Origin of the sequence: Paenibacillus sp. FSL R5-0470 (assembly GCF_037975205.1) — a bacterium.
Taxonomy (GTDB): domain Bacteria; phylum Bacillota; class Bacilli; order Paenibacillales; family Paenibacillaceae; genus Paenibacillus_AQ.
The window spans coordinates 4,531,825-4,544,333 of record NZ_CP150238.1 but is presented as its reverse complement, the minus strand read 5'-3'; the positions used below and the strand labels follow the sequence as shown (position 1 = coordinate 4,544,333).

The window sequence follows — 12,509 nt, the reverse complement described above, 5'->3', positions numbered from 1 at the left end:
TAGGAAAGGGATACATAACATGGGAAATCTGAATTATAACTTAAATTTCGAAATGCTATGTGTAAAATACGGATTAGGTCATTTAAAAAATGAACCAGAACAGGTAACAGGTGGTCTTCTGCACAGAATGTATCGTCTACAAACGGACAAAGCGCTCTATGCAGTGAAAGCTTTAAATCCTCAAATTATGCAGCGGGATACTGCTATGTACAACTATATTCTTTCTGAAAAGGTTGCAAATATGGCTTATCGAAATGGGATAAATGCAGTACCGGCCATCGTATCCAATGATAGTTTTATGCATGAATTCGAGGGTCAATTCTATTTATTATTTCCATGGGTCGAAGGTAAGGCATTGCCATCAGGAGGTATTAATATAGGGTGTTGTAAAAAGATTGGCGAAAACCTTGCTAAAATTCATAAGATCGATTTCGCTACACTTCTTGATCATCATCCTAATGAAAATCTTGAGGCAGTAAATACATCCACTGTTCGTTGGAATGAATATGCACTAAAAGCAAAACAGGATGGTTTGGAATGGTCTAGCTTGCTATTAGATAACCTGAACCAAATAAATTATTGGGAACAACTTGTAGATTCTTCAGCGGAACAATTATTGAATCATATGGTGATCAGCCATCGGGATTTAGATCAAAAAAATGTACTATGGGATGAGCATCAGATACCCATTATTATTGACTGGGAAGCAGCAGGACCTATCCATCCAACCCAAGAGTTAATAGATGTAGCCCTTTATTGGTCAGGCTTTGAATCGGGAAGTGTAAGCAAAGATGCTTTCTGCACGCTTATTAATGCATACCGCGATCATGGCGGCGAGATTTATGCTAACTGGTCCGATGTGCTCAACTATGGTTTTCATGGGAAGCTAGAATGGTTAGCTTATAATATCAGACGGTCACTTGGAATAGAGAGTACGGATGATACAGAGAGAGAACTTGGAACCCGTGAAGTAATAAATACAATCACTGCTTTAAATGACTATGATAGCTTTATTCCTCAGTGTATCGAATGGTGTAACCAAGACTACTAAAGGAGAACTTATATATGAATGTAGTAAAAGCTACTATGGAGGATATAAGAGGATGGCTGGAGCTGGCGGCAGAGGTGGAGTCCCTTTTTGGGCCGATGGTAGATGATCCGAATTTCACTCTAGCGTTAGAAAAAAATATCAGGCGACAAAGCGCTTTTTGTGTACGAGAAAACAATGGTTCGCCAGGTTCAAGATTACTTGGAGCTGTGTTATTCTCTTCATCCAATGCCCCTAATTACAAGATTGGGTGGTTATCTGTTTCAGCCATAGAGAGAAATAAGGGTGTAGCGACAGTACTTCTTAACTATATTATCGAAAGTATCGAAACCCCAGCAGAGATATTCGTTACTACTTTTGGTGAGGATCATCCAGAGGGCCAACCTGCTAGAAGATTTTATCAGAAGTTTGGTTTCTTTCCTTTGCAGGATGGGGTTCCAAATGGCCTCGAAGGTGGCTCAAGACAAAATTTCAAGCTGACGATCGCTCACAAGGATTCATTATGAAAAAAATAATTTATTTATCGGTGATTTCATTTTTCTTGCTAGCGATTTCTTTCAGCCCATTGTTCAACTATATCCGTGAGTATATGATTTCAGATCAAATCAATCAGCGTTATGAGATCAACCATGCTGAGAAAGGGTATAACACGTTAAACGTTCAAGAACTAACGGTTGATGATAAGCATATTAAGATCCAAGAAGAAAATACAGGCAGGAAAGCAGAATTGACCCTTTGGGATGAAGAGGAGAGTGTCCCGCCTGGAGATATTGTGAAAGTTCAGTTTTTATTAAATGGTCAAAAAATCTCAACTCCTGATGAAATATGGTTGTCTAATCGGGAACGAGGAAGCAGATATTTCTCATGGATAGATATCCTTACTGTTACGGATCGAAAGACTGGCGAGAAAGAAATTAATATAGTCCAAAGACTTACAGATGATAGTCAGCCGATGGAAAAGAGAAAATGGAAAATAATCACGATCTCACATGATGGCAGTATAGAAGAAAAGGTGCTGAGTTATGCTCAAAGAAGTGACAATCATCTAGGGGTGAAACTTATCGAGTTCTCGGGTACATCACTTATGGGTATGGGCTACTATTCGGATATTACTAAAAGTTATCCAAGTGTATTTTTCCCTCTAATTTATCCATTTTTAACAGGTGTCGTGGGAATCTTTCTATTGATCATTATAGTTGTTCAATTACTGATCGAGCTTCATAATAGGCGCGTTATTAGGAACAACGGGCGATAACGGTCATAAGATATGTTCTGAAATTACTTATAATTTCGAATCACCTTTAACTTGGTCAAGGTTAATAAAGCAAATAGTAGTAGCAGGACTCCGATGGAACCCATGACAGGGGCTGGACTGAAGTGATCGGACAGGAATGAAACGGCTGTAAGACCAAGTGAGGGTGCTACACTCATAATGGACCCAAGTACACCGAAGACTCTACCTTGTATATCCTCCGAAACTTCCAGCCTGAGGATGGTATTTATCAGCAATGTACAGAATGAGAACATAAAGCCAATAAGAAGAATGATGGGAATGGCTAAGGCAGCAGTAGTGACGAACGATAGCAGGAGGTACAGGGGACCCAGACATAGCAGTCCAGTCATGATAAAGAAGCCGCGATTCTTTAATTTGGAGCCGAGAAACAAGATCATGCTGGAACCAATCATATAACCTAGAGGAATACAGGCTTCCATGAGTCCAAACTGAAAGGGACTAGAATTCCATACTTTGACGGCCATAACTTGCGTTAGCATCAGTGAAGGCATAAAGAACAAAGTGAGCGTAGGAAGCATGATGATTATTGCTCGGGCGAAGGGGTATCTCCAAATATAACGAACGCCATCCGCAAGATCCTGTGTGAATTTTCTTTCTTCTTTAGGTCCGGTATTCACTCGGTTTGGGAGTGGAAGGGAGCGGACAGCAAGAACTAGTAGAAAGGAAACGAAAAATGTAGCTCCATCAAATAATATGGCATCTGCCGCTCCAAAACTTGCTACAAAAATACCTCCAGCCGAATAACCAATCGTCCGACAGATGTTCTCCGACAGGTTCAGAATCCCGACTGCTTTTTGTACATATTCTTTTCCAACTACAGTGGTAATTGAAGCTTGATACGCAGGGGATTGGAATAATGCTGAGACTGTCGTAAGTCCCGTTAATATGGCCACGATAATGAATGATGTAGAAGACATGGAAATGGCCAGAGCAAGCGTACCTGCTAGACCGCAGCTTATCAAATCAGTGATTAACATAATGGTTCTGCGATTGATCCTGTCTGCGAGTGTGCCTCCTATCGATCCGAGTAAAGAACTGAGCAATAGATTGATTATCGTAATAATGGCAATCATTTTAGCGCTTCCGGTCGTCTGAAGTACCCATAAACTTAAAGCAATGCTGTGAAAGGTGTTTCCAAACAAAGAAATGGAATAGGAGCTGAGTAGCAGCATAAATCTCCGGTTTCCCCAAAGGGTTGGATAGGATTGAGCAGTGGTGGATGCATGTTTTGCTAATACAGGATCTGTCATGGGTAATTCTCCTCTCGACTTAAACGCTTAAGTGAATATCGAAAAAAAATTAATCAACAAAATAACGATTATTCTCTTGTTTGGAGTAGTCAGGACGATGTAACAACTCCTGCATTAGTTCAAAAGCAGTGGCTGACTTATCCCCAGTGAATATGAATTTCTGAACGTCTTCTCCAAGCATTTCTGGGCAATTACAGTTACATAGAACAGAAAGACGTGCGAATACCCCGGATTTTTCAACACAACTTCCGATAAACTCATTAATAACTATAGCTTCTTTATAGATCCCCTCCGATAAGATTGTATTCAATTCCTCCATATTTTGAACTTTGAATATTGCTTTCTCAGGTAAAGGAAGACTATCTTGGATAAAGCTAGTGAGTAGGGAGTTATTGAAGCTCTCCATAATTAAACAAACCTGTGAAAGATCCTCCGGCATTACATTTTGTAGAGCTGAACGATAATTGTAAAGAACTTGCTTAAACAGCTTATCTTCAATCATGCTGTCGATCAAAATCAAGGGGATGCCTTCTACAAAATGTTTGGAAATCGAATAGAAGGATTCATCGTGCACATCGATCAGAAAGACGGCTTCGAGCTTTCTTTCAACGATGATATTCAGAGAAGGATGGTCAGTACCAAGAGAATATAGCAGCGTATGATATCCGGCATCCGTTAAACGCTGTTCCAAAGCACGAATAAATGTGAATTGGGCATAGAGTTTCCAAGGTGGCATATAAGCAGAATTATGGACAAGTACCCCTACTAATCCCGTTTTTTTATTGGCAAGCGAACGGGCTGCTAGATTAGGAATGTAATGAAGTTCTTCGGCAAGTGACAGAATTTGATTGCGGGTCTTCTCAGGAATGGTTTGGTTATCGACGCGGTTCAGAACATAGCTTACAGTCGCAACGGAGACATTAGCTTGTAACGCGATGTCTTTCATTGTAGTCTTTTTCACCAGTAAACTTCTCCCTTGCTGAGATATTTATTTCCAAATATTATCATTAACACTTGAAAAGAGTCAACGATTGACTTTATACCAAGAAGCAAATGATGCTTGTGTTCATTTTTATAATTTGGGTAAATAGATATAAGAAGCTAAATCAGTCAGCGAGAAGAGGTACGGCTCATGGGAACGAATCTTAATCGGGAAGAGCGCGCGCTGTGAAACCGCTTTAGATACTGACACAAATCTGTGAAATTATTCACTTAATTATTAAGAATTTTAATATATAATTAATTCATAATCAAAATTAGGGGGAATCGAAAATGAGACTATTTAAAATGATTTTAGTGGCTGGGGTTTCGGTAGCAGTATTGGCAGGTTGTGGAGCAAATGAGGATAAAGCAAACAATTCGGCGGCAACTTCAGCTCCGGCTGCTGAGCAGACAGATGCTGTCACTACAGCTTCGATTGTGAATCAAGCAGATGCATTTACTAAGGCTGTTAGCAAAGATGGAAACTGGATTGTTGCGATTCTAAATGATGTAACGATTCCTGATGAGGTTGTTGTAGCTGGAGAATTCCGTAATAAAGGAGCCGCAGATGGCGACATCTACCGTAAGATTGCCCTTTATTCGCAAGATGCTGATCACAAGATCACTGCTACTTATACACTAACCGTACCAAAGTTTACAGTACAAAGTGAGAATTTGAAAGTTGAAGGCGGAACGATTAAAGGCGATGTTTATGTAGAAGCGAAAGGCTTTACTCTACCTGAAACCGCCACTATTGATGGTAACCTCTATTTCGCAAGCGAAGATCTGAAAACATCAGCTGTTATTGATGGAAAAGTGACTGGAACAACAGAAGTTAAATAATTTCGTAATCAACTTATATAGTAGAAGCCAATCCATAGACTATGGGTTGGCTTTTTTCTTTTTGTGATTATGTGATCTTCGGTTGATTTTCTTAATATTGAACTTATAATATTACTACCACTACTAGGAGGAACACATATGTCTAAGGAGTATTCACGCACATATATCGAAAGTGTAAAGCTTGAAATGTTAAATAGATTGGGACTTAAGCAAGTGTTCTTTAAGGAGCAAATAGGTGACGGCCTGATTTTTGAAGCAGTTGGTTTTGATAAAGGGAGCAAGCATCGTTTTTGTGTTAGACCGAAGACGAAAACAATTGACGAATTTATTTCAGGAAAATGGATGAAGGTCCGCAGCTTTACAATCAAAAGTGTGGAAATTTAAAATTGAAGTCTAAAAAGGGAACCCCATTTAAATCGGAGTTTCCTTTTTTATTTTTGAGAAGGATTCATTGATAATGTGAAGTATCGCCGTACAGATCGATAGTTATATTGTTGTCAGTTAGGGTTACTTTACACAATGCTGTAGAGAGAATATCCGGTAGTTCCCCTAATTCCTGCAATGATTTATTGAGAAAATGAGCCATAATGACTTTCAGGGTCATCCGATGCGTGACAATAAGTACCTCATGTCCTTCATTATCGTTAATGATACGCTCCATAGTTGGCGTTACTCTTTGTTCAAGCTGACTATAGGTCTCACCTGGGGCTAGAGGAATAAAAAGATCAGGTCTGGTGAAAAAATGGGTGTACTGTAATGGATATTCTTGTTCAATCTGATCTGTGTTCATTCCTTCCCAAATGCCCATGTTAATTTCCATTAATGAAGCTTGCTGTTGAATCGGTAAACTCCGATTTCCACGTAAAATCTGCGCAGTATGCAATGCTCTTGGACTAGTACTAGAATAAATGGCTCCTAAATTCTCACCTTCCAAACGTTCTCTCAACCATTCCGCTTGCTGTTCACCCAAGGCTGTTAACGCTGAATTTTGATGTCCTTGCATTCTTTTCTGCAAATTCCATTCGGTCTGCCCGTGACGGGTTAGAAATAATACTGTCTCTTTCATTAACGAAACCTCCCTTTTGAATAGTTGTAAGTATAAGATAAATAATTATAAATAAACAATATATAATAGTTAATATTCATAATGTATAGTTATAATAAGAAAGCCGAAGGTCCGTTAAATATGATTATATTTTATATAGTTAGGAAGAAATCAGGATGAACTATCATGTATTAAAATTGTTTTATTATGTTGCGATAACAGGGAGTGTGACCAAAGCCTCCGAACGTTTGCACATTAGTCAACCCGCTATATCAGCGCAGATCCGCAAATTTGAACGGGAGAATAATATCGTATTATTAGAGGTCATAGGAAAGAGAATGGTGCTAACACCGATTGGGAGAAAACTGATCGAACCACTTGAAAAGTTATTTGCTATGGGTGAACAGGTACAGCAGATTATTGAGGATTATCATAAATTTCCTGCGGGTCATATTCGGATTGCAGGTAATTACCTGGCCACAAGCATACTCATCCCCCGGTGGGCATCATTATACAAACAATCTTTTCCGAAGGTTAAAATTCAGATCTCTACTGCTAATTCTCATGAAGTCATGGAACAATTAAATAACTTTGAAGCAGACGTGGCGATTTATAGTGATATGGCGTTTCCTTCTCAACATACAGGGGTGTTCGAACATCGGGAGTTGTACAAGGACGAGTATGTGTTCGTAGTTTCTTCAAATCATTCTTTAGCCAAGCAGGAGGTTAGCTTTGAGGAAGTGATGGCTGAGGCATTTATTATGAGGGAGGAAGGTAGTGCAGCCAGAGAGAAAATTGTACAATTATGTGAAGAAAGAAAGGTACAACAACCGAAGATCGAACTGCAATTTAATGGAGTAAATGAGGTTATTCAAGCCGTGATTGCCGGTTATGGGATTAGCTTTGTATCTGCGTTGTTAGCAAAGCCTTATCTTGATCAGGGTATGTTAGCCAAGGTCGAAGTGGAAAATGTAGTCTCTAAGCATTCGATATGGATGAGCCACAGAAAGAAAGAGCTTCAAGAAAGCTATATCCAGTCATTTATTAAGCTCGTAATGAAACAATTAAAAGAAGCGGATAATTTATACTCGGTTCCAACGCATACACCTTAATTAAAATAACTTATGAATTACGATGTATGCATTGAACTGAGATCAAAGGTTGGAATGTAATTGAAGCAACTCAGGTGCACTAATGTCTTCTGCTTCAGAAGATTTAAATTGAATGTTATATAATTGTGAGTATAGCCCATTCATTTCTAATAAGGAATCATGTGTACCTTCCTCAACAATCGAACCCTGATTTAACACGATAATTCTAGATGCTTCACGTATGGTGGATAGTCTGTGTGCAATAACCAATGTGGTTCGATTCTTCATTAACAAATCAAGCGATTGCTGAATCATTCGCTCAGATTCGTTATCGAGTGCGGAAGTTGCTTCATCTAGAAGAAGGAGTGGAGCATCACGAAGAAAAGCTCTGGCAATGGCTATGCGTTGTCTTTGTCCACCAGATAAAGTCGATCCATGTTCACCTAGAATAGTGTCATAACCATGGGGCATCTTCGTAATAAACTCTTCTGCACCTGCGAGCCGAGCGGCTTCTCGAATGTCCTCTTCGCTAGCTGTACTAGAACTGAAGGCGATATTGTCTCGTATAGTTCCTGAGAACAAATAAGGGGTTTGGGGAACATAGGTAATCATTGCACGTGCTTCTTCAAGCTGATCATGTACAGACTTTCCATAAACCGTGATGCTTCCTGCAGTAGGCTCATAAAGTCCATTACATAATCGAACGAGCGTCGTCTTCCCTGACCCGCTTGGCCCGACAACCGCGATAGTTTCTCCATGTTGTATATGAATACTAAGCCCTGTAAATAGGGAGGCTTCATTATCCGGTTTACCCGAATAGTTGTAGTGGACATCCTCTATTTGTAATGCAGCTACCTCTACGGAAGCAAATGTTGATGAGCTGGATTCTGGCAAAGGATGAGTAGCTCCTTCATCAGGTGCATCAAGTATAGCGAATACGCGGTCAGCTGCACCTAAAGCCTCCTGGACACCTCCCCATGTTTGAGACATATGGACAAAAGGCCATTGAACCCTACCCATCAAAATAATAAAAGCGAGTACTTCACCTGCTGATGTTCCGCCACTTAGAGCTGATAACGCAATTAAAGCGGCGCATGTCACCATTACGAGATTGTTGATAAAGGCAGAAGATTGCCATAAGAGACCATTTAGAAGCGATTTTCGCAGCTGCATTCTTCTTAACTTCTCACGTTCTAACGCATATTTATTTAAGAGAGTTTCTTCAAGCGAAAAGGCTCTGACGACCTTCATTCCTTGAAGCGTTTCTTGTAAGATTCCTCGCAATTCCGCCTCTTTTGCATATATTTGAGTAGATAATTTTCGTAATCTGCGATCAAAGAAACGTCCAGAAAGAAAAACAAGGGGGCCTGATCCAAGAGCTAACAGGGCGATCCAGACATCCATTTTAGCCAAATATAGAAAGGAAATGAAACAGAGAAGTAGATTATAGCCTAGATCGTATACGATGCTGTTTATCATCCCCATGGCCATCCCTGCATCCTTAGTGTTACGCGAAGTCAAATCACCTGAATGCATGGACTGAAGGTAACGAAATGGAAGTCGGTGACTTTTGTCAAACAGCTTCGCACGAATATCCCAAGCCATCCGACTTTGCATAACAAAACGGAAGTAATGCTGCACCATAAGACAGCAGATAATGATGACACATGCAATGGCACAGATTACAGTTATACGTGCTAATGCATCCATATTGGCGTTGTTGATCGTATCAATAAATACTTGCTGAATGGCTGCAAATCCTATGTCCATTACGAGTTTAGCAGAGAGCAGGAGTACAGCCACAATAAATCCAATTCGATAAGGGCTAGCGTAAGAGATTAATCTACGCAGAGCATACCCCAATTTTAGATTCTTGGATTCCATCTCATTCATATCTCTACCTCCCTGACCAGAGTAGAAATATCAGCCTTCTTCATTGAGGTCTCAACCATATTGTAATACCGTCCTTGTAAAGTCATTAACTCCAGATGAGTCCCAGCTTCAACAATAGAACCCGCTTCCATATAATAAATGTGATCTGCATTTCTGATGGTAGATAATCTATGTGCGATAACAACCGTTGTACGATCATGCATGAGTTCTTGCAAGGCCTGACCGACAATCTCCTCATTATGGCTATCAAGTGAAGCTGTGGGTTCATCAAGAAGGAGAAGCTTAGGCGCTCGGACAAACGCTCTGGCAATAGATAGCCGCTGCCTTTCACCGCCAGATAAGGTATGGCCCCGTTCCCCAATGGAAGTCTGATATTGAAGGGGGGTTCTCATAATAAATTCATGTATCCCCGCACTTTTTGCTGCTTTAATAATTTCTTCATAGGTTGCGTCAGGTCTTCCCCATGCAATATTTTCATTTAGAGTTCCAGTGAACAGATAAGGCTCTTGAGAAACATAAGCCAAATGATTACGCCAAGACCGAGGGGGAATGCTGCTTAACGGCAACTTACCAGATTGGATGACCCCTTCATTAGGTTCATAGGTTGCGAGTATTAATTGAAGAAGGGTGCTTTTTCCACTGCCACTAGAACCGGCAAACGCAGTTACTTTACCTGGTTCTATGGTTAGATTAACGTTAGTTAATACTTGATGATTACCATAATGAAAACCTACATTCTCAAAGGTGATAGGGTACAAGCCACTAATTGCTTGGTTGTTATTCATCGGCATTTCTTTATGAGAATCTTCCTGATTACATTCACGGTTTGCGTCTTCTTCTTGTAAATCAATGACTTCAAACAATCGTTTACCTTGCGCCAGCGAGGCTTGTAATTCTGTCCATAGATTAGCCAGCTTTGATACAGGGTTTGTAATTTGCTCGAAACAAATCAGAAATGCCGCCACTGCTCCCACATCCAATCTCCCTTGGATAACTAGATATCCGCCGTAGGAGAGAACATATAGCAATCCACTAAGAATAACGGCAAAAGGCATATTATAGCCCACAGCTTCTAAGCGTGTGACAGGTAAATGAATGTTGAAATATTGCCTAACACGTTGTGTGAATTGATTATGCAGCTTAGGTACAAGGGAGAAGGCACGCACAACCTCAGCACCCTGTACCGTATCTTGAATAAACATTTGTTGAGCGGTTTCAATTTGCTGTCTTTGCTCGTGCATGGAACGTAGGCGGGAAGTGAAGGGAATCATCACAAGTGGAACAAGCGAGCAAATCAATATAGTTCCGAGCGTTAAGACATATTGGAGTGAGAGCAGATAAGTTAGGAGAAATGTAATTTGCATCAGATTACTGAATAGTTCAATGGTCTTCTGATTGATACCTTGCTGAGCAGCTGGGGCAGAATCATTGATACGACTAATGAGATCAGCAGAATGATAACGATCCAAATCTTTCATCTGTACGTTTAATAATCTAGCTAGCAGTGATACCTGAAGCTTGGAGGTCGACTTGAATTCAAGCACACCTGATAAGTAAGTCAATAAGAAGCTGGCTAAAGCATCTACAATAACGATTATTAGAGCAAAGATAGCACCAGACATCAAAAAGGACATGTTCTGATTCGTAGCAGCGTTGATTATACGTCGTAAAGATTCGGCTATCCCAACTGTTGCAAGGGAAACGACGGCAGCTAAGAGACATAATATGAGGTACCAGCCTAAATAGGGTTTTCCAAGTTTCAGTAAACGCATAAAAGTGTTAGAAACTACTTTGGATTTTTTGATCGAGTCTGCTTCTATGTTTGTAGATCCATTCAATTTAGACCCTCCCCGCTATGGTTTTTATTGCTGTGGTTCACTTAAAAGATAGGAGGTTCCTCATCGAGCATTACTTTTGTGGTGACGGCAAGTAATTCTCTCAATTTATCCATTCGAAGATGGTAATATAATCGATGGTCGGTTCTTTTTAGTTCGATAAGGTCTAAAAAGAATAGGAAGTTGGCATGATAAGTTACTGCCGCGGGCGTTATGCCAAGTGCTGATGCAATTTCTTGTCCATAGTGAGGGCGATTCCTTAAGAGCAGCAAGAAGTCTAAACGTCGTTTATCCGAGAATGCTTTTAAAAAAAGTTCGGTTTTCTCTCGATCAGCAGCCGGTCCGAATACATGATCATTAAAAATGCCGAATATAACCCAAGCGATACGGGAACTTCCTGCGTAAAAGAAGAGCACATGATTGCCAACTTGTGAGAAAAAGCTGACATGAAAAGTAGTGGGAACATCATAAACTGCAGGTTCATTTTTGTTGATATCACGAATGAATCTTTCAGGATTCGCTAGGAACAAACCTTCATAACGCTGAGAGGCTTGTTCAGACTCCCTTTTTAACTCCTCTTTCCAAAGTGAAAAGACATCCTTGTAGAACTGGTTTAAAAGCTGCATATAACGTAGCTTAGTTTCTTCGGGATAAGCAAGACACTCTAGTAATGGCCCCTGCGCTTCAATCACATCCAGCTGTGGTTTTGTTCTTGCCACAAGCTCAGCCATTAAGCGGGTATCCTTCTTGACGATTTCCCAATCGTTTCCTTCTAGCAACTCATCTAATTTATCGTAATACACACCATATACCATTTCAGCGACTACCTTTTCTGCAGGACTCTTTTCCAGTCGATTTATCCATGCTTCAGCTGTTTGTGGTTCTGGACAGGTGCAAATGGATTCATAGAAAGCAAAATCGAGTGCTTTATGAAAAAAGTTGTACTGGAAAAAAAACTGAAGTTCTCGGTAGGAGTGAGGTGACAACCGTGCTCGTGCATCTTTATGATAAGACAACACTTGTGGGTCCATTTCAAGTTTGTAATCCTCTGCTGCCTTAAGCAACTGCTCTTCACAAGCAATCATTCCCATAGAAACAATGAATTCCAAAGCTTCGTTATATGCAAATTTTATGTTCGATAGTAAGGTATCTTTCATGTTATCTTCCATCATAACCTCCGATATTTCTTGTTATAGAATTTAAATGTTGGGATAATACAAGTAATATTT

Annotated in this window: 12 protein-coding genes; 6 read left to right on the top strand and 6 right to left on the bottom strand. The window is 40.1% G+C overall.

The window, feature by feature from the left end; translation table 11 throughout:
• Positions 1–19 precede the first annotated feature (19 nt).
• From MKY99_RS20095 to MKY99_RS20085, 3 genes are read left to right on the top strand one after another with little or no spacing between them, the layout of a single operon-like run.
• On the top strand, positions 20–1,051 hold the full coding sequence (locus MKY99_RS20095) for an aminoglycoside phosphotransferase family protein (protein ID WP_339265985.1): 1,032 nt from the start codon (positions 20–22) through the stop codon (positions 1,049–1,051).
• A 14-nt stretch (positions 1,052–1,065) separates the two neighbouring features.
• Positions 1,066–1,554, top strand: coding sequence for a GNAT family N-acetyltransferase (locus MKY99_RS20090; protein WP_339265983.1), 489 nt, complete (start codon positions 1,066–1,068; stop codon positions 1,552–1,554).
• Entirely contained in the window at positions 1,551–2,303 is a 753-nt protein-coding gene (locus MKY99_RS20085; protein ID WP_339265982.1) for a hypothetical protein, read from the top strand. The genes MKY99_RS20090 and MKY99_RS20085 overlap by 4 nt, the downstream gene beginning before the upstream one ends.
• Positions 2,304–2,326: 23 nt before the next feature.
• On the opposite strand, the gene MKY99_RS20080 is transcribed toward MKY99_RS20085, so the two are convergent.
• Together MKY99_RS20080 and MKY99_RS20075 are read right to left on the bottom strand one after the other, a co-directional pair.
• Positions 2,327–3,592: an MFS transporter gene (locus tag MKY99_RS20080; protein WP_339265979.1), complete on the bottom strand. Its 1,266-nt coding sequence runs from the start codon at positions 3,590–3,592 to the stop codon at positions 2,327–2,329.
• Between the two features lie 49 nt (positions 3,593–3,641).
• Positions 3,642–4,553, bottom strand: coding sequence for a LacI family DNA-binding transcriptional regulator (locus MKY99_RS20075; protein ID WP_339265978.1), 912 nt, complete (start codon positions 4,551–4,553; stop codon positions 3,642–3,644).
• A gap of 311 nt (positions 4,554–4,864) precedes the next feature.
• Here MKY99_RS20075 and MKY99_RS20070 point away from each other — a divergent pair, with 311 nt between their 5' ends.
• Together MKY99_RS20070 and MKY99_RS20065 are read left to right on the top strand one after the other, a co-directional pair.
• Positions 4,865–5,416: a polymer-forming cytoskeletal protein gene (locus MKY99_RS20070; protein WP_042189865.1), complete on the top strand. Its 552-nt coding sequence runs from the start codon at positions 4,865–4,867 to the stop codon at positions 5,414–5,416.
• 138 nt (positions 5,417–5,554) lie between these two features.
• Positions 5,555–5,800, top strand: a complete 246-nt coding sequence (locus tag MKY99_RS20065; RefSeq protein ID WP_042189863.1) for a hypothetical protein — start codon at positions 5,555–5,557, stop codon at positions 5,798–5,800.
• A 64-nt stretch (positions 5,801–5,864) separates the two neighbouring features.
• Here MKY99_RS20065 and MKY99_RS20060 read toward each other — a convergent pair whose 3' ends face one another.
• Complete coding sequence (locus MKY99_RS20060; protein ID WP_339265976.1) at positions 5,865–6,482, bottom strand: histidine phosphatase family protein; 618 nt, start codon at positions 6,480–6,482, stop codon at positions 5,865–5,867.
• 155 nt (positions 6,483–6,637) lie between these two features.
• Between MKY99_RS20060 and MKY99_RS20055 the strand changes: the two genes are divergently transcribed.
• Complete coding sequence (locus MKY99_RS20055) at positions 6,638–7,573, top strand: LysR family transcriptional regulator (protein ID WP_339265974.1); 936 nt, start codon at positions 6,638–6,640, stop codon at positions 7,571–7,573.
• 42 nt (positions 7,574–7,615) lie between these two features.
• Here the strand turns inward: MKY99_RS20055 and MKY99_RS20050 are convergent, their stop codons facing one another.
• The 3 genes from MKY99_RS20050 to MKY99_RS20040 are packed head-to-tail and all read right to left on the bottom strand — an operon-like array spanning position 7,616 to position 12,452.
• Complete coding sequence (locus tag MKY99_RS20050) at positions 7,616–9,445, bottom strand: ABC transporter ATP-binding protein (protein WP_339265972.1); 1,830 nt, start codon at positions 9,443–9,445, stop codon at positions 7,616–7,618.
• Positions 9,442–11,283 carry an ABC transporter ATP-binding protein gene (locus tag MKY99_RS20045; RefSeq protein ID WP_339265970.1) on the bottom strand — a complete coding sequence of 614 codons (1,842 nt, stop codon included), beginning with the start codon at positions 11,281–11,283 and terminating at the stop codon, positions 9,442–9,444. Before MKY99_RS20045 ends, MKY99_RS20050 begins: the two co-directional genes overlap by 4 nt.
• A 41-nt stretch (positions 11,284–11,324) precedes the next feature.
• Entirely contained in the window at positions 11,325–12,452 is a 1,128-nt protein-coding gene (locus MKY99_RS20040; RefSeq protein ID WP_156113153.1) for a helix-turn-helix domain-containing protein, read from the bottom strand.
• Positions 12,453–12,509: the final 57 nt, after the last annotated feature.

Coding starts and splice junctions, on each gene's coding strand:
- MKY99_RS20095 (WP_339265985.1), top strand. CDS start 20: ATGGGAAATCTGAATTATAACTTAAATTTCGAAATGCTATGTGTAAAA.
- MKY99_RS20090 (WP_339265983.1), top strand. CDS start 1,066: ATGAATGTAGTAAAAGCTACTATGGAGGATATAAGAGGATGGCTGGAG.
- MKY99_RS20085 (WP_339265982.1), top strand. CDS start 1,551: ATGAAAAAAATAATTTATTTATCGGTGATTTCATTTTTCTTGCTAGCG.
- MKY99_RS20080 (WP_339265979.1), bottom strand. CDS start 3,592: ATGACAGATCCTGTATTAGCAAAACATGCATCCACCACTGCTCAATCC.
- MKY99_RS20070 (WP_042189865.1), top strand. CDS start 4,865: ATGAGACTATTTAAAATGATTTTAGTGGCTGGGGTTTCGGTAGCAGTA.
- MKY99_RS20065 (WP_042189863.1), top strand. CDS start 5,555: ATGTCTAAGGAGTATTCACGCACATATATCGAAAGTGTAAAGCTTGAA.
- MKY99_RS20060 (WP_339265976.1), bottom strand. CDS start 6,482: ATGAAAGAGACAGTATTATTTCTAACCCGTCACGGGCAGACCGAATGG.
- MKY99_RS20055 (WP_339265974.1), top strand. CDS start 6,638: ATGAACTATCATGTATTAAAATTGTTTTATTATGTTGCGATAACAGGG.
- MKY99_RS20050 (WP_339265972.1), bottom strand. CDS start 9,445: ATGAATGAGATGGAATCCAAGAATCTAAAATTGGGGTATGCTCTGCGT.
- MKY99_RS20040 (WP_156113153.1), bottom strand. CDS start 12,452: ATGATGGAAGATAACATGAAAGATACCTTACTATCGAACATAAAATTT.